At 69.1% G+C, this 16,562-nt stretch carries 17 protein-coding genes and 1 tRNA gene; 13 read left to right on the top strand and 5 right to left on the bottom strand.

The window, feature by feature from the left end:
- Positions 1–243 carry a hypothetical protein gene (locus GA0116996_RS02200; protein ID WP_092306883.1) on the bottom strand — a complete coding sequence of 81 codons (243 nt, stop codon included), beginning with the start codon at positions 241–243 and terminating at the stop codon, positions 1–3.
- A gap of 395 nt (positions 244–638) precedes the next feature.
- On the opposite strand from GA0116996_RS02200, the gene GA0116996_RS02195 reads away from it, so the two are divergent.
- From GA0116996_RS02195 to GA0116996_RS02170, 6 genes are all read left to right on the top strand, one after another.
- Complete coding sequence (locus GA0116996_RS02195; RefSeq protein WP_092306881.1) at positions 639–929, top strand: hypothetical protein; 291 nt, start codon at positions 639–641, stop codon at positions 927–929.
- A 68-nt stretch (positions 930–997) separates the two neighbouring features.
- Positions 998–1,249, top strand: a complete 252-nt coding sequence (locus GA0116996_RS02190; protein WP_092306880.1) for a hypothetical protein — start codon at positions 998–1,000, stop codon at positions 1,247–1,249.
- A 374-nt stretch (positions 1,250–1,623) separates the two neighbouring features.
- Entirely contained in the window at positions 1,624–2,733 is a 1,110-nt protein-coding gene (gene ribBA, locus GA0116996_RS02185; RefSeq protein ID WP_092306878.1) for a bifunctional 3,4-dihydroxy-2-butanone-4-phosphate synthase/GTP cyclohydrolase II, read from the top strand.
- An 85-nt stretch (positions 2,734–2,818) separates the two neighbouring features.
- Positions 2,819–3,319, top strand: coding sequence for a 6,7-dimethyl-8-ribityllumazine synthase (ribH, locus tag GA0116996_RS02180; RefSeq protein WP_012353576.1), 501 nt, complete (start codon positions 2,819–2,821; stop codon positions 3,317–3,319).
- Entirely contained in the window at positions 3,312–3,833 is a 522-nt protein-coding gene (gene nusB / locus GA0116996_RS02175) for a transcription antitermination factor NusB (RefSeq protein WP_092306876.1), read from the top strand. The genes ribH and nusB overlap by 8 nt, the downstream gene beginning before the upstream one ends.
- 139 nt (positions 3,834–3,972) lie before the next feature.
- The gene (locus GA0116996_RS02170) at positions 3,973–5,154 is read left to right on the top strand and encodes a pyridoxal phosphate-dependent aminotransferase (protein ID WP_092306874.1); all 1,182 of its coding nucleotides are present in this window, start codon (positions 3,973–3,975) and stop codon (positions 5,152–5,154) included.
- A gap of 82 nt (positions 5,155–5,236) precedes the next feature.
- On the opposite strand, the gene GA0116996_RS02165 is transcribed toward GA0116996_RS02170, so the two are convergent.
- The gene (locus GA0116996_RS02165) at positions 5,237–6,346 is read right to left on the bottom strand and encodes a lytic transglycosylase domain-containing protein (protein ID WP_092306872.1); all 1,110 of its coding nucleotides are present in this window, start codon (positions 6,344–6,346) and stop codon (positions 5,237–5,239) included.
- Positions 6,347–6,993: 647 nt separating this feature from the next.
- On the opposite strand from GA0116996_RS02165, the gene ubiD reads away from it, so the two are divergent.
- The 3 genes from ubiD (at position 6,994) to GA0116996_RS02150 (ending at position 11,590) form a co-directional block, all read left to right on the top strand.
- On the top strand, positions 6,994–8,520 hold the full coding sequence (ubiD, locus tag GA0116996_RS02160) for a 4-hydroxy-3-polyprenylbenzoate decarboxylase (protein ID WP_092306870.1): 1,527 nt from the start codon (positions 6,994–6,996) through the stop codon (positions 8,518–8,520).
- Positions 8,521–8,640: 120 nt separating this feature from the next.
- A complete protein-coding gene (locus GA0116996_RS02155) occupies positions 8,641–10,665 on the top strand; it encodes an acetoacetate--CoA ligase (RefSeq protein ID WP_092306869.1) in 2,025 nt (674 codons plus the stop codon).
- Between the two features lie 22 nt (positions 10,666–10,687).
- The gene (locus GA0116996_RS02150) at positions 10,688–11,590 is read left to right on the top strand and encodes an aldose epimerase family protein (RefSeq protein ID WP_092306867.1); all 903 of its coding nucleotides are present in this window, start codon (positions 10,688–10,690) and stop codon (positions 11,588–11,590) included.
- Positions 11,591–11,605: 15 nt separating this feature from the next.
- On the opposite strand, the gene GA0116996_RS02145 is transcribed toward GA0116996_RS02150, so the two are convergent.
- The 3 genes from GA0116996_RS02145 to GA0116996_RS02135 all read right to left on the bottom strand — a co-directional run bounded on the left by GA0116996_RS02145 (position 11,606) and on the right by GA0116996_RS02135 (position 14,175).
- Entirely contained in the window at positions 11,606–11,983 is a 378-nt protein-coding gene (locus tag GA0116996_RS02145) for a DUF5594 family protein (protein WP_092306865.1), read from the bottom strand.
- 81 nt (positions 11,984–12,064) lie between these two features.
- Positions 12,065–13,177 carry a CoA transferase gene (locus GA0116996_RS02140; protein ID WP_092306863.1) on the bottom strand — a complete coding sequence of 371 codons (1,113 nt, stop codon included), beginning with the start codon at positions 13,175–13,177 and terminating at the stop codon, positions 12,065–12,067.
- A gap of 8 nt (positions 13,178–13,185) precedes the next feature.
- The gene (locus GA0116996_RS02135; RefSeq protein ID WP_092306861.1) at positions 13,186–14,175 is read right to left on the bottom strand and encodes a tripartite tricarboxylate transporter substrate-binding protein; all 990 of its coding nucleotides are present in this window, start codon (positions 14,173–14,175) and stop codon (positions 13,186–13,188) included.
- 90 nt (positions 14,176–14,265) lie between these two features.
- Between GA0116996_RS02135 and GA0116996_RS02130 the strand changes: the two genes are divergently transcribed.
- The 4 genes from GA0116996_RS02130 (at position 14,266) to trmB (ending at position 16,550) form a co-directional block, all read left to right on the top strand.
- Positions 14,266–15,258, top strand: a complete 993-nt coding sequence (locus GA0116996_RS02130) for a LysR family transcriptional regulator (RefSeq protein ID WP_092306859.1) — start codon at positions 14,266–14,268, stop codon at positions 15,256–15,258.
- A gap of 62 nt (positions 15,259–15,320) precedes the next feature.
- Positions 15,321–15,554 (top strand): hypothetical protein, encoded by a 234-nt coding sequence (locus tag GA0116996_RS02125; protein WP_092306857.1) that lies wholly within the window; start codon positions 15,321–15,323, stop codon positions 15,552–15,554.
- Positions 15,555–15,626: 72 nt separating this feature from the next.
- Positions 15,627–15,701: transfer RNA gene (locus GA0116996_RS02120), tRNA-Gly, on the top strand.
- A 66-nt stretch (positions 15,702–15,767) separates the two neighbouring features.
- A complete protein-coding gene (trmB, locus tag GA0116996_RS02115) occupies positions 15,768–16,550 on the top strand; it encodes a tRNA (guanosine(46)-N7)-methyltransferase TrmB (protein ID WP_092306855.1) in 783 nt (260 codons plus the stop codon).
- Positions 16,551–16,562: the final 12 nt, after the last annotated feature.

Genomic DNA, 16,562 nt, shown 5'->3' with positions numbered 1-16,562 from the left:
CTACTTGCCCTCGTCGGGCACGTTGTAAGACTGGCGCAGCTGGTCGGTAAAGGGGCGCAGCGCTGCCACGCACGCGGCGCTGTCGCCGCCTTCCATGGTCGACAGGCTCCAGTTGCAGCCGCTGGCATCCGGCGCATGCCAGACGATATCGCCGAAGCAGGCACCCTCGCACGCGGGCACCTTCGCCTGCTCCGCCCGGACCATCGCACGCAGTTCGGCCTTGTTCTTGATCTGTCTCGGCATGGCTGTCTCCCTGAGTTTGTGCGCAATGAGTATGCAAAGCTTGCGGACGCGATCGGACCGGGCCGGATCGGCAGTCCGGCGGGAACTTCCGCCTCGCCACTGGCGCAGCTTACGCTGCCGCCGCGCGTTCGTGGCGGATTTCTCGCCGCCATGCCCGATGTTGTAAGTGAACTGGGATTGATGGCCTGGCGCGCCTAGAATCAAAGGGCTGTGCGCAGGACATGTCTGACCCTCGGCGCACCCACGCATTCCAGCTTCCCTCGCCTACGCCTCACCGGACGCTGCCCTGCCGGCCAACGCGTCCTGTTCACCGGCGTTTCCCTGCATCCGCCACACCGTGCGCAAGCGCCGTGGCCGCTGTGCCGCCTTCGGCCCGGCATTCAAGAGGACATCACATGAGCGCGCCAGCTTCCCGAATCACTTACCGCTGGGTTGCCGCCACGCCGCGGTGGCAGCCGCCTCGCCATGCCGCCCAGGCGCCGCATCGCATGGGCCTGCTGCGGCTCAGTTCAACGCCACTGCGGCGCGCCGTCACGCTGCTGATCGACTGGGATCGCGCCGTCGGCGACGGCTGGCCGCGCCTGCAGCCGCCGTCACGACCGTTGTTCATGCGCTTCCGGCCATTCAGGCGAGCCGGCGCGCGACGCTATGCCGGCTTTCCGTGGTGCCATGGCCGGCCTGCCTGAAGGGCCGCGGCGTAGCGTCTTTTCACCGTTTCTCACGCGCCGGCACGGCGCCAACACAGGGAACCCGCATGGGCGAAAGCTTCTTCTATCAACACTGCCACGTTGTCGTAACGCTGGCCGAGGTGACCTTCGGCAAATGGGAATGGTCCTATGCGCTCGATGCGCACGCCAGGTTCGCCCAGCCCGGCGCCGGCTTTCCCACCCGCGAACTCGCACTGGCTGACGCAACGCACGCAGCGCGGGCGCGCATCGCCAGGACTTCACGCCTGCGCACCGCGGCCGGGGCCGCTTATCTGGCACCGCTGGCCGAGGCCGCCTGAGGCCACCTGAGGCCACCTGAGGCCACCTGAGGCCACCTGAGGCCACTTGAGGCCACCTGCGGCGGCGCATGCCGCCTAGGCGCCGCAACCGGCACCCGGTCGGCCCAGCGTTTCGCCACGGCGGCCACCCCGCCCCACTCGCTGCCCCAGTCGGCGCACTTTCCGCTGCCGCCGCCTCCCGCATGGCCTGCCTTGGCGTACAATAGCCGGCTTGACTGGGCGACCTGCCGCGCGTATATGGCCCGGCCGGCCCGGCCCGAAGCCCCGCCTCAGTCCGGCCGCTTTCCACCGCGGCCATGGTTCCTGCCACAGCCATCCGACGGTTTCCGCCCGATTTCGCCTGTTTTCCGCCCCAACCTGCCGTTCAGCACGCCATGACAATCGCCCGTACCGAAGACATCATTGCCGACATTCGCGCCGGCCGCATGGTCATCCTTGTCGACGAGGAAGACCGCGAAAATGAGGGCGACCTGGTCCTGGCTGCCGATTTCGTCACACCGGAGGCGATCAACTTCATGGCCAAGCATGGCCGCGGCCTGATCTGCCTGACGCTGACCGCCGAGCGCTGCCGCCAGCTCGACCTGCATCCGATGGTGAGCCGCAACGGCACCCAGCACGGCACCAACTTCACCGTCTCGATCGAAGCGGCCGAAGGCGTGACCACCGGCATTTCCGCCGCCGACCGCGCCCGCACCGTGCAGGCCGCGGTCGCCCGCGACGCCAAGCCGGCCGACCTGGTCCAGCCCGGCCATATCTTCCCGCTGACGGCGCAGCCCGGCGGCGTGCTGATCCGCGCCGGCCATACCGAGGCCGGCTGCGACCTGGGCGCGCTGGCCGGTCTGACGCCGGCGGCGGTGATCTGCGAGATCATGAAGGACGACGGCACCATGGCGCGCCTGCCCGACCTGATCGAGTTCGCGCAGGAGCATGACCTGAAGATCGGCACCATCGCCGACCTGATCCACTACCGCAGCCGCACCGAGAGCATTATCGAGCGCGTCGGCGAGCGCGCCATGCAAACCCCGTACGGCACCTTCCACAGCATCGCCTACCGCGACAAGCCGACTGGCCAGGCCCACCTGGCGCTGGTCAAGGGCAAGCCCACGCCGGAACAGGAAACGCTGGTGCGCGTGCACGAGCCGTTCTCGGTGCTGGACCTGCTGGAAGTGAAATGCACGACGCACTCGTGGAGCATCCCCGCGGCGATGCAGGCCATTGCCGAGGCCGACAAGGGCGTGATCGTGCTGCTGAACTGCGGCGACACCGTCGAGCAGCTGTTCACGCAATTCAGCGCGCTCGACGCGCCGCAGTCGCGGCCGCGCCGCAAGCCCGACCTGCGCACCTATGGCATGGGCGCGCAAATCCTGAAGGATGTCGGCGTCGGCAAGATGCGTGTGCTGGCGGCAAAGCAGCGCATGCCCAGCATGACCGGCTTCGACCTGGAAGTGACCGGCTACCAGCCGATGAGCGGCCAGGCCGACTGAACCGGCCCCAGGACCGAGCCATCCCCAATACCCGGGCCGCGGCGCATGCCGCCGCGGCCCTCCCGAATAACTGGAGAATTGAACAATGGATCACGGCTTCTACCCCAGCAACCTCGACGGTGAAGGCCTGCGTATCGGCATCGTGCAGGCGCGCTTCAACGAGCCGGTCTGCGCCGAACTGCTCGAGGCCTGCGTGGCCGAGCTGGAACAGCTCGGCGTCGAGGGCGAAGACACCCTGGTGGTGACCGTTCCCGGCGCGCTGGAAGTCCCGCTGGCACTGCAGAAGATGTGCGAGAGCGGCCAGTTCGACGCGCTGGTCGCGCTGGGCGCCGTGGTGCGCGGCGAGACCTATCATTTCGAGCTGGTCTCGAACGAGTCGGGCGCCGGCATCACCCGCGTCGGCCTGGATTTCAACGTGCCGATCGCCAACGGCATCCTGACCGTCGACACCGACGAGCAGGCCCATGCCCGCACCCGCGAAAAGGGCCGCGACTGCGCCCGCGCCGCGGTGGAGATGGCCAACCTGGTGGCAGCGCTGGATTCGCTGCGCGGCCAGGAAGACGAAGACGAGGACGACGATGAGTGATACGTCGAACACCCCGGACAACGACACCGGCAAGACGAGCGCCGGCGGCAAGCCCGCCGCGGCTCGCACCGAAGCCAAGGCGCCGCCCAAGAGCGCGCGCCGCCGCTCGCGCGAGCTGGCCCTGCAGGGCCTGTACCAGTGGCTGCTGAACCGCAACGACATCGGCGCGATCCAGGCCCACCTGCATGACGCCCAGGGCTTCAACAAGGCCGATCGCGAGCACTTCGACGCGCTGCTCAACGGCGCCGTGCGCGAAGAGGCCCGCCTGACCGCCGCGTTCGAGCCGTTCCTGGACCGTTCCGTCGACGAACTGTCGCCGGTCGAGCGCGCCGCCCTGCTGGTCGGCAGCTATGAGCTGGTGCACTGCCTCGACATCCCGTACAAGGTTGTCATCAACGAAGCCGTCGAGCTGACCAAGACCTTCGGCGGCGTCGAGGGCTACAAGTACGTCAACGGCGTGCTGGACAAGCTTGCCGCCCAGGTGCGCGCCGCCGAGGTGGCCGCGCGCCGCTGAGCGCCCGGCTCCGCGGCCTGCCGTACCGTCGCGCTGGCCCTGGCGGCCGGCGCCGATGAAGACGACACCCGCCGCGGCGGGTGTTTTCATTCCCACCTACCCCTATTGCTGAACGGGCCCCTGCCCGCCCCGGAACACCATGGACTTGCAGCACCTGGCCACCGCCTCCCGCCTCGCCAACATCGAAGCCTTCCATGTGATGGAGCTGGCCAAGCAAGCTGCCGCGCTGGAGCGCGCCGGCCGCCATATCGTGCACATGGGCATCGGCGAACCGGACTTCACCGCCGCCGAGCCGGTGGTGCGCGCGGCGGAAGCGGCCATGCGCCGCGGCGTCACGCAGTACACCGGCGCGCTCGGCATCCATCCGCTGCGCGAGGCCATCGCCGGCTATTACAAGACCGCCTACGGGCTGGATATCCCGGCGCGGCGCGTGATCGTCACTGCCGGCGCCTCGGGCGCACTGCTGCTGGCGTGCGCGGTGCTGGTCGAGATCGGCGCCGAAGTGCTGATGCCCGACCCCAGCTATCCGTGCAACCGCCACTTCGTCGCCGCCTTCGACGGCGTCGCGCGCATGATCCCGAGCGGCCCGGCCGAGCGCTTCCAGCTGACCGCCGCGCAGGTCGAGGCCAACTGGGGCGAGCAGACCCGGGGCGTGCTGCTGGCCTCGCCGTCCAACCCGACCGGCACCTCGATCCTGCCCGACGAGCTTGCGCGGATCCTGCAGGCGGTGCGCGCGCGTAACGGCTTTGCCATCCTGGACGAGATCTACCAGGGCCTGTCCTACGATGCCGCGCCGGTGTCGGCGCTGAGCCTGGACCCGAACGTGGTCACGGTGAACAGCTTCTCGAAGTACTTCAACATGACCGGCTGGCGCCTGGGCTGGCTGGTGGTGCCGGAGGCGCTGGTCGAGGCCTTCGAGAAGGTCGCGCAGAACCTGTTCATCTGCGCGTCGGCGGTGGCGCAGTACGCCGCGCTGGCGTGCTTCACGCCCGAGGCGCTGGCCATCTACGACGAGCGCAAGGCCGAATTCCGCCGCCGCCGCGACCTGATCGTGCCGGCGCTGGAGTCGCTCGGGCTGCGCGTGCCGGTGCGCCCCGACGGCGCCTTCTATGTGTATGCGGACTGCCGCGGCGTCAACCACCCGGCCGCCGGCGATGCCGACCGCCTGACGCAGGCCATGCTGCACGACGCGGGCGTGGTGATGGTGCCGGGGCAGGACTTCGGCCCGCATACGGCCCGGGACTACATCCGGATCTCGTACGCGACCTCGCGCGAGAATATCGAAGAGGCGATGGCACGGCTGGGCAGGCTGTTCCGCTGACCGCACCCGGTCGCCGCGGCGGCAGGCCAATAAAAAAGCACCCCGCGGGGTGCTTTTTTTCTGGGCGATGGCGGGAGCCGGCTCAGGCGTTGTGCGGCCCGTTGTTGGCTTCCAGCTTCTCGGTCGGCGCATGCTCGACCGGCGCCTTGTCCTCGGCGGCCGGCTTGTCGGCATTGGCGGGCGCGCTGCGCACGCCGATCAGCTGGCGCAGGCGGGCGCGCTCGGCCAGCACCTTGGCGCCGTAGCCGCCATCGGTCGCCGTGGTGGCGCCGACGTAGTACTTCAGGCCGCCCTCGAGCGAGCCGGCGCGGGCGATGCAGTCCTTGAGCACCAGCGCGCCGATCTTGATGTTGGCGTACGGGTTCAGGGCCGCGGACACGCCGCCGACGGCTTCGTACTTGTCCTGGTGGACCTTGGTCATGACCTGCATCAGGCCCTGCGCGCCCACGCCGCTTTCGGCGTACGGGTTGAAGCTGGACTCGATCGCGATCACGCCCAGGATCAGCAGCGGGTCGATGCCGACCTCGCGCCCGGTCAGGTAGGCCGCCTTGACCAGCTGCGCGGTGGCCTGGGCCGCCACGCGGTACTTGCGGGCGATATAGTCCGCCACCGCGGCCTGTTCGCGCGCGCTGCCCAGCGTGCCGCCGGTGCTGCGGGCGTCCATGGCCACCCGCGTCACCGGGATGCGCGCGGCCAGGTGCGCGACCGACGGCACCTTGGTATTGGCCGCCAGGCTCCATTCGTCGACGCCCGACACGGTCGGCAGGCCGAGCTTGCCGCCGCGGCCAGTGCCATAGCCGAACTTGGCCGCCGCGACGTCCGCCGTGCTCGCCGGGACGGCGTTGGACACGGCCGGGCTGGGCGCAGCGCCGGGAGCAGTGCCGGCATGCGCGGGCGCTGCCACGGCGGCGCTGACCAGCACCGCTGGCGCTTCGTCACCGGCCAGCAAGGCGGCCAACGTGGTGCGCCATTCCTGGCTCACCGACAGCGACACCGCCGAAACCACCGCCATCACGCCCAGGCTGTTCAGGGCGTACTTCAGCGTCGTGCGGCCACCGCGCAAGGCGCGGCCCGCGACCGGATGCGCGAGACGGACCTGCAATGCCCGACTCACTCCGGGTACCGGCTGTCGGAGACGGACCTGCAGGGCCCGCCCGATGCCGGGAAGATGAAGGGTTTTCCAACCGCTCATGCTTACCTCCATCCGTTGCCCGCTTCGCGTGCCCGACTGCGGCATGCGCCCGATCTCAACGTACTCAAGTAAGGATGCCGCGCCGTCTAGCAGTGACGACCAAGCACCTGTTGGCAGGGCGCTCCCCATGCGCCCAACTGGAAACAGGCCGCGCCCTGGGGGAGCGCTACCTGCCACGACTTAACTCTCTACACTCCGGCAAGCCGCCGGAGGCGACCGGTCGCCCGCCGTGCGCGCGGGCCTGACCATCGGTCCTTGCTGGAGGGACTTTCTGGCACGTTCTTTTGATGTGCACCCCTTGACACAGGGGGAAAATCCATGTTGCGACGCAACACTCCATGGAGCAGACCGGATTGTAGGAACGGTGTTATATCCCGTCAAGAATAATAAATCGACAATTCACTACTTTCAGTTATTTGTAACAAGGCAGTTTTGGTCGGCCCGGCATCACTCGGATACCCGCAATCGCAGGTGTGGCCTTGGCTCGCCGCTTTACGGCCCGCCCCCGGGCGGACAAAAAACTTACAATTTCCGCGGTACCGGCCGGACGATTTTTTTGCCGCCGCCCCGAGGAATGTGTATTGTCACCGACCTGACTGCCGCCTCCTGGATCCGGTGCGGGATGCCGCACCACAACAGAATTCACCATGCAATACAAAGACTTGCGCGATTTCATCGGCCAGCTCGAAGGGCTCGGCGAGCTGCGGCGCATCGCCCGCCCGGTGTCGCCCAACCTGGAAATGACCGAAATCTGCGACCGCCTGCTGCGCGCCGGCGGTCCCGCGGTCGTCTTCGAGCAACCTGCGGGCGCTCCCCATGGCGACATCTATAGCGTGCCGGTGCTGGCCAATCTGTTCGGCACGACACGCAGAGTCGCATTTGGCATGGGCGCCGAATCGATGGAAGACCTGCGCGACATCGGCCGGGTCCTGTCGGCGCTGAAGGAGCCGGAGCCGCCGCGCGGGCTGCGCGAGGCCGGCAAGCTGTTCACGCTGGCCAAGTCGGTGTGGGACATGGCACCCAGGCGCGTCAGCGCCCCCGCCTGCCAGGAAGTGGTGTGGGAAGGCAACGACGTCGACCTGGCGCGCCTGCCGATCCAGACCTGCTGGCCGGGCGACGCCGCGCCGCTGATCACATGGGGCCTGGTGGTGACCAAGGGCCCGCACAAGAAGCGCCAGAACCTGGGCATCTACCGCCAGCAGGTGATCGGCCGCAACCAGGTCATCATGCGCTGGCTGGCGCACCGCGGCGGCGCGCTCGACTTCCGCGAGCATGCGCTGGCCAACCCCGGCAAGCCGTTCCCGATCGCGGTGGCGCTGGGCGCCGACCCCGCCACCATCCTGGGCGCGGTGACGCCGGTGCCCGATACGCTGTCCGAATACCAGTTCGCCGGCCTGCTGCGCGGCAGCCGCACCGCGCTGGCCAGCTGCCTGACACCGACGCTGTCCGAGCTGAGCGTGCCGGCGTCGGCCGAGATCGTGCTGGAAGGCCATATCCAGCCGGACCCGAACCACCCGTCCGGCTACCAGCATGCGCTGGAGGGCCCGTTCGGCGACCACACCGGCTACTACAACGAGCAGGACTGGTTCCCGGTCTTCACCATCGACCGCATCACCATGCGGCGCGACCCGATCTACCACTCCACCTACACCGGCAAGCCGCCCGACGAGCCGGCCGTGCTGGGCGTGGCACTGAACGAGGTGTTCGTGCCGCTGCTGCAGAAGCAGTTCCCCGAGATCACCGATTTCTACCTGCCGCCCGAGGGCTGCAGCTACCGCATGGCGCTGGTGCGGATGAAGAAGCAGTACGCCGGCCATGCCAAGCGCGTGATGTTCGGCGTGTGGAGCTTCCTGCGGCAGTTCATGTATACGAAGTTCATCGTGGTGGTCGACGACGATGTCGACGTGCGCGACTGGAAGGAAGTGATCTGGGCCATCACCACCCGCGTCGATCCCAGCCGCGACACGGTGCTGGTCGACAACACCCCGATCGACTACCTCGACTTTGCCTCGCCCGTGTCGGGCCTGGGCTCCAAGATGGGCATCGACGCCACCGACAAGTGGCCCGGCGAAACCACGCGTGAATGGGGTACGCCGATCGCCATGGACGCCGCGGTCAAGGCGAAGGTCGACACCCTGTGGGAAAGCCTGTTCGACCGGCCGGCGGGCCCCTGACCGGCAACCGTCTCCATCCCCGGCTATCATGTCACGCTGATGCCCGGGTGCCGCCACAGGCGCCCGGGACGCCATCGCCCACCATCCGATACCCGCGACAGACGGGCCCAAGGAGGAGACATGAGCAGCACTGCGCCCTTGACCGAAGGGAACCTGATGTGGACCCCGTCCAAGGCGTTCCGCGACGGCAGCCAGATCGCCGCCTTCATGCGCTGGCTGCGCGCCGAGCGCGGCCTCGCCTTTGACGACTACGACAGCCTGTGGCAATGGTCGGTCACCGAGCTGGAAGCCTTCTGGGACGCGGTGCGCGCCTACTTCGACGTCCGCTTCGACACGCCCGCGGCCCGAGTGCTGGACCGGCGCACCATGCCGGGCGCGCGCTGGTTCGAGGGCGCCACGCTGAACTATGTGCAGCAGGTGTTCCGCCACGCCGGCACGGGTGCGGCCCGCGAGCGCACCGCCATCCGCTACGCGGGCGAGGCGCAGCCGCTGGCTGAACTCAGCTGGGCCACGCTCGAAGCGCAGGTGGCATCGCTGGCGCATGCGCTGCGCCAGATGGGCGTGCAGCCCGGCGACCGTGTCGCCGGCTATCTCCCGAACATTCCCGCCACCGTCGTCGCCTTCCTGGCCACCGCCAGCGTGGGCGCGGTCTGGTCCGGCTGCGCGCCGGACATGGGCCAGGTGGCGGTGATCGACCGCTTCCGCCAGATCGAGCCGAAGGTGCTGATCGCCGTCGACGGCTACCGCTACGGCGGCAAGATCTACGACCGCGCACCCGTGCTGGCCGAACTGGTCGCAGCGCTGCCCTCGCTGACGGACCTGGTGCTGGTGCCGCAAACCGGCAGCGGCACCGCGCCGTCCGCCGGCATGCGCGTCCATGCGTGGCAGGACGTGCTCCGGCACGAAGTGCCGCTGGCGATCGAACCGGTGCCGTTCGACCATCCGCTGTGGATCGTCTACTCGTCCGGCACCACCGGCATGCCCAAGCCGATCGTGCACGGCCACGGCGGCATCGTCATCGAGCAGCTCAAGCTGATGGCGTTCCACAACAACCTGGGTCCGGACGACGTGTTCCACTGGTACAGCAGCAGCGGCTGGATCATGTGGAACGCCCAGGTCGCGGGGCTGCTGCTCGGCACCACCATCGCGCTCTACGACGGCAACCCGGCCTGGCCCGACGCCGGCGTGCTGTGGCGCTTCGTCGACGATGCCGGCGTGACCCTGTTCGGCGCCGGCGCGGCGTTCTTCACCAACTGCATGAAGGCCGCCATCGAGCCCGCGCGCATCGCCGACGTGTCGCGGCTGCGCGGACTGGGCTCGACCGGCTCGCCGCTGCCGGTCGAGGCCTACGACTGGATCTACCGCCATGTGCGCGAAGACATCTGGCTGGTGCCGATGTCGGGCGGCACCGACTTCGCCGGCTCGTTCGTCGCCGGCTGCCCGCTGCTGCCGGTCTACTCCGGCGAGATGCAGTGCCGCTGCCTTGGGGCGAAGGTGGAAGCCTTCGACGACCACGGCCAGCCGCTGGTCGACGCGGTCGGCGAACTGGTCTGCACCGAGCCGATGCCGTCGATGCCGCTCTACCTGTGGGGCGACGCAGACGGCCAGCGCTACCGCGACAGCTATTTCGACACCTACCCGGGCGCCTGGCGGCATGGCGACTGGATCAAGATCACCAAGCGCGGCGGCGCGGTGATCTACGGGCGCTCGGACGCCACCATCAACCGCCACGGCATCCGCATGGGCACCAGCGAGCTGTACCGGGTGGTCGAAGACCTGCCCGAGGTGCTGGACAGCATGGTGGTCGACCTCGAATACCTGGGCCGCGAGTCGTATATGCCGCTGTTCGTGGTGCTGCGCGAAGGCGTGGTGCTCGACGACGCGCTGCGCGACACCCTGCGCGCGCGCATCCGCAGCGCGCTGTCGTCGCGCCATGTGCCCAACGAGATCGTGCAGGCGCCCGGCGTGCCGCGCACGCTGTCGGGCAAGAAGATGGAGGTGCCGATCAAGAAGCTGCTGCTGGGCCATGCGCCGCAGGGCATCGCCAACCGCGACGCCATGGCCAATCCCGACACGCTCGACTGGTACTTCGACTACGCCGCGCGCTTCCTCAAGGCGCGCCAGGCCGAGTCGGCAACGACCTGAGCGCCACCATATCGTCCAGGCCATGCACAACCTGCCAACCGAAGACTTCCAGGGCCAGCCGCTGGTGCGGATCGGCCAGGCCGATTCCTACCTGCTGCTGGCGCCGCAACATGGCGCGCGGCTGGTGCGCTGGGTGCACCGCGGGCAAGCCCTGCTGTACTGGCCCGACGCCGCCGACTGGAGCCGCCCGGCCAGGATCCGCGGCGGCAACCCGCTGCTGTTCCCGTTTATCGGCCGGCATTTTGTCGATGGCAGCCCGGGCCAGTGGCGCGATGCAAGCGGAACGGTCCATACCCTGGCGCAGCATGGCTTTGCGCGCGACCTGCCGTTCGAGGTCAGCGCCATCGACACGCACACCGCCATCACGATGACGCTGCGCGACAGCGAGGCCACGCGCGCCGGCTATCCGTTCGCCTTCGTGTTCGACGTGGTCTACACCTTGCTGCCCGACGGCCTGGAGGTGACGCTGCGCACCACCAACCCCGGCACGCAGCGCCTGCCCTGTTATCCCGGCCACCACTTCTATTTCGCCCTGCCCCACGCGCAGCGCGCCGCGGCGTCGCTGGCGCTGCCCGACACCGAGCGCCGGCGCCAGCTGCCGAATGGCAGCCCGGGGCCGGCCGAGTCCGGCGAGCCGACCTACCAGCTTGCCGATCCACGGCTGCAGGACACGTTCCACGTCTTCCGTGGCAGCCCCGCGGCGCAACTGGCCATGCCGGGCCGCCAGGTCCGGTTCGAGCTCGGGCTGCCCGGCAGTGCGCCCTGGCATGCCGTGACCACCTGGTCCGAAACCGAAACCTCCGACTTCTATTGCGTGGAACCGTGGGTGGGCCTGCCCGATGCCATCCACCATGGCCACGGCTTGCGCTGGATCGAGCCCGGCCAGGCGGAAAGCGCGGTGTGCCGGCTGCGCGTCGCCGGGTGATTCAAGCGGCGTCGCTCAGTGTTCGAAATCGAGCCCGCCGATCAGGATCTGCGGGTCGGCCTGCGACAGCGAGCGGAAATCGATGCCGCGCGGCTCCTGCCACGCCCGCAGCTTGGACGGCAATGCCGCCAGGTAGCCGGCAAAGCGCGCCTCGCCGCCCGCCGCGAACAGGCGCTGCACCTCGAGCCCGTCCCACGCCAGCGTGATATCGAGCGCATACGGATGGCGCCGCAGCTCCGGCGGGCCGTCTGCGGTCACGCGCAAGCGCGGCGCCTGTCCCGGCGCTTCGGCAGGCAAGGGTTGCAGTTGCACGCGCCGGTGTTGCTGGCCGATCGCATCGGCGATGCGCGGCAGGCATTCGGCTTCGAAGCGGGCGAAGAAGTCGGTGGTCAAGGTGAGGGCGTCCTGACGTTGCGGGCAAGGTGACGGCACATCCAGCGGTGCGCCATCGTGCCAGCCACTATACGCCGGGCTTCAGCCCTGGCGGTACACGCGGAAACCCAGCCCCGGCGACAGGACCTCGGTCTGCCCTTCGCTCAGCGTCACCGGCTGCAGGCCGCCATTGGCCATCGACTCCGCGGCGAACTCGGCGATAGTACGCAGGCGCGCCGCGGGGATGCCGAGCGCCGCGAGGCGCGGCTCCAGCTCGGCCGCGGTGCCGGCCGCCACCGCGCCCGCAATGGCCCGCTTGAGCGCGGCCGGGTCCAGCGAGCGCACGAAGGATGGCAAGGCGGTGGCATCCAGCGGCGTGTCGAACAAGGCCGGGTCGTGCGCCAGCGCCGCCAGCCCGAGCGCTTGCAGCAGCGCCAGCAACTGCTTCGGCGTATTCGCGCCGATCGCCAGCCAGCCGTCCTGCGTGGGGAAGAAGTCGGCCGACGGGCTGCCCGAATAGCCCTGGTTGCCCTGCCGCACCGGCACGCCGCCAGTGGTCATGGCATCGCATGTCATCGGGTACATCAGCTGCAGGCCGGCGGTAGCCATCGCCACATCGAGCAGCATGCCGCGCCCGGTGCGCTCGCTCTCGCGCACGCCGGCCAGGATGGCAAACGCGGCCAGCATGCCGGTGGCGGAGTCGATCACCGGGAAGCCGGTCTTCATCGGCGGATCGCCTTCGGTCCCGCCCATCCAGGCCATGCCGGTGGCGGCCTGCACCACGTGGTCATACGCCGGCCGGCCGTGCCACTGCGCCGCCCCGCGGCCAAAGCCGGAGATGCTGCAATAGACCACGCGCGGGTTGCGCGCGCGTACCGCCTCATAGCCCAGCCCGAAACGCTCCAGCACGCCGGGCCGCAGGTTGTCGACGAACACCTCGCAGCGGCTGGCCAGTTCCAGCGCATGCGCGCGCCCGTCTGCATCGGCCAGGTCGAGCGCAAGCGACGACTTGCCGGCATTGAGCGCGACAAAGGCCGCATGGCCCTTGCCCGCGCGCCGCATCACGTCGCCGCCGCCCGCGTTCTCGACCTTGGTTACCTCGGCGCCCAGCCGAGACAGCAGGAAGGTGGCAAACGGACCGGCGATCACGTGCGAGAAATCCAGCACGCGGATGCCGGCCAGCGGCGCGAAATCCGGTTGGGGGGTGAGGGTCATGGCGATGTCTACTCCGTGGTGATGCGGTTCTTGTCGATGATCTGGCGCAGACGCGCGGTCTCGTCGGCCACCAGCCGGGAAAACGCTTCCGGCGCGGGAGTCGGTGCGAGCACGCCGCCCATGTCGGCATAGGTCCGGCGCAGTCCGGGATCCTCCAGCGCCTGCATCACCGCCGCATGCAGCCGCGCAGTGATCGCGGCGGGCAACCGGGGCGGCGCCCAGATCCCGCTCCAGGCATCGAGGTCGAGGTCCTTGCGCCCCAATGCCTCGTTCAGCGTGGGAACCTGCGGCAACGCCGCGGCGCGGCTGGCGGAGGTCACCGCCAGCGCCCGTACCTTGCCGCTGGCGAGCTGCGGTATCGCCGTGGCCGCGACCGGGAAGCCGAACTGCGTATCGCCCTTGAGCAGCGACGGCACGATCTCGACCGAACCCTTGTACGGCACGTGCACCACGTCGATGCCCGCCGCCGACGCGAACGCCGCGCCCGATACATGCGCCGCCGAGCCGATCCCGCCCGAGGCGTAGTTCAGCGTGCCCGGCGCCCGCCGTGCCGCCGCGGCAAGGTCAGCGACGTTTCGATACGGCGCGCCGGCGCTGACCACCAGCACCGACGGACTGACGCCGAGGCGGATGATGTGTGTGAACGCCATCGGATCGAACTTCGCGCCGGGCTGCAGCAGCTTCTGTGCGACATGGGTGGAGGCGCCCAGCATCAGCGTGTAGCCGTCGGCCGGCTGCTGCGCGACGAACTCGGCGGCGAGGATGCCGCCGGCACCGACCTTGTTTTCCACCACGACCGGCTGGCCCAGCACTTGCGCCAGCCGCTCGGCCAGCTTGCGGGTCTGGATGTCCGGCCCGCCGCCGGCGGCGTAGGGCACCACCAGCCGGATCGGACGGCTCGGATAGGGGTTGGCCGCGGTCGCGCTGCCCGCCGCGGCGGCGGCCGGCAGCGCCAGCAATGACTTCAGCAGCAGGCGCCGCCCGGGATTGGCATCCATCGCAGGTCTCCTCCATGGTTTGACCCGATTGTCCGCAGCCCACGCATTCGAAACAATTATCCAGTCTTGATGCCGTCATCACGTTTTGTTATGAATCCAGCTTCTGCCGCGCGTGGCGCCACGCCACTGCACAGCCGGATCGACCGCCTGCGCATCCGCCACCTGCGCCTGCTCGACCTGGTGGCGCGCAACGGCTCGCTGACCGCGGCCGGCGAGGTGCTGCACCTCAGCCAGCCCGCCGTCACCAAGATGCTGCAGGAACTGGAACTTGCCTTCGGCTGCAAGCTGATCGAACGGACCACGCGCGGCGGCCGCCTGAGCCTGGCGGGCGAGCGGGCGCTGGAACGGTTACGCGTGGTGTTGGGCGCGATCGACGCGGCGGGCGAGGCGCTGCTGGCACGGCCGGAAGTCCCGCTGGTGCGGCTCGGCATGCTGCCGCTGGTGGGGGTGGACGTGCTGCCGCGGGCCGTGGCGCGACTGCGCGCACAGGGCAGCCTGCCGCGCCTGGCGGTACGGGAACATAGCGTCGCGGGGCTTGCCGCGATGCTTTCCGCCGGCGAACTCGACTGCATTGTGGGCCGGCTGCAGCAGGACGACGCCGGACAGCTCGAGGCCAGCGCCCGCATCACGCGCCTGCGCGACGAATACCTGGCCGTGGTCTGCGCGCCCGGCCACCCGCTGGCGCGGCGCCGCGACGTCGCGCTGGCGGACCTGCACGACGGCCCGTGGATCCTGCCGCCGCGCGGCACCCACACCCGCGACGTGTTCGAGCAACCCTTTCTTGACAGCGGTCAGCTGCCGCCGGTGCCACATATCGAATCGGCGTCGTTCCACAGCAACTTGGCCATGACCGCCGCGGGCGATTTCCTGACGGTGGCGCCGGCCACCGCCCTGGCCCACTACCAGGCCATGTCGATGGTTCGCGAGGTGCGGCTGCGCGTGCCATTTGCCTCGGGCCATCTGGTCTTCATCACGCCGGCGGCAATCGAATCACCCCCGGCGGTGGACCAGCTGCGCGAAGCGCTGGTAGCGGTGACCGCACAAGACGGGGGACTGCCGCCGGCGCCGGTGCGACGCCGCTGACGCGTCGGGGCGACCCGTTCTGGTGCCAGCAGCCATGGCATACGCGCATATCATTGGCGGTCATGGAGCCCTACCGAAACCTCAGCGGTCAATCAGGCATCGTCGCCTACGAACTTGGTCCCGACCATATCCGGGTCCAGTTCGAAGACGGTGGCGTCTACACCTACGACTACCGAAGCACGGGCCGCAGCCATGTCGAACACATGAAGCGCCTCGCCACGGCGGGACGCGGGCTGTGCAGCTATATCAGCCAGGTCGTCGGCAAGAATTTCGCGAGCAAGGACCCGGGCCGCTGAATGATTCGCTGAATGGGCCTCATCAGCCACTCGCTTGCACTGCCCCGGGTTCCCGCATAGAATCGCGGGTTCGCGGGCGTCGTATAATGGCTATTACCTTAGCTTCCCAAGCTAAAGACGTGGGTTCGATTCCCATCGCCCGCTCCACTTCCAGTCGAGACAAGCCGCCTTTGCCACCGTTACGGTGATCCGCCCGGCGGCTTTTTTGTTGCCATGCTTCCCCAAGACCCCAGCACCAGACCGGCCGACGACGCCGCGCCTGCAGACAGCGCCGCACCAGCGCCCGCCCCCTCCCCTGCCGATGCTGAAGGCGTTGCGCATCCGCGCCGCATCCGTTCGTTCGTGCGCCGCGCGGGCCGGACCTCGACCGGGCAGCAGCGCGCCATCGACGAGGTCGGGCCGCGCATGCTGGTCCCCTACGCGCCACAGCCGCTGGACTGGGAGGCGACCTTTGGCCGCCAGGCGCCGTCGATCCTGGAGATCGGCTTCGGCATGGGCGAGACCACCGCGCATATCGCCGGCCTGCGGCCGCAGGACAACTTCCTGGGCTGCGAGGTGCATGAGCCGGGCGTGGGCGCTCTGCTCAAGCTGATCGACGAGCGCGGCCTGTCCAATGTGCGCATCCTGCAGCACGACGCGGTGGAAGTGATCGCGCATATGCTGACCGACAACAGCCTCGACGGCGTGCACATCTACTTTCCGGACCCGTGGCACAAGAAGCGCCACAACAAGCGCCGGCTGGTGCAGCCGCCGCTGGTGAAGGTGCTGGCCGGGCGCCTGAAGCCGGGCGGCTATATCCACTGCGCAACCGACTGGGAAGAGTACGCGCACCAGATGGTGGAAGTGCTGTCGGCCGAGCCGCTGCTGGAAAACACCTCGGCGGCGCCGGACGGTTTTGCCGAGCGGCCGGATTACCGGCCCGTGACCAAGTTCGAGCGGCGCGGCGTGCGGCTCGGGCATGGCGTGTGGGACGTGGTGTTCCGCAAGCGCGCCTGAGCGCGCCAATCG

The organism is Cupriavidus alkaliphilus (genome assembly GCF_900094595.1).
GTDB classification, from domain to species: Bacteria; Pseudomonadota; Gammaproteobacteria; order Burkholderiales; family Burkholderiaceae; genus Cupriavidus; species Cupriavidus alkaliphilus.
This window is presented reverse-complemented; position numbering and strand designations above follow the sequence as displayed.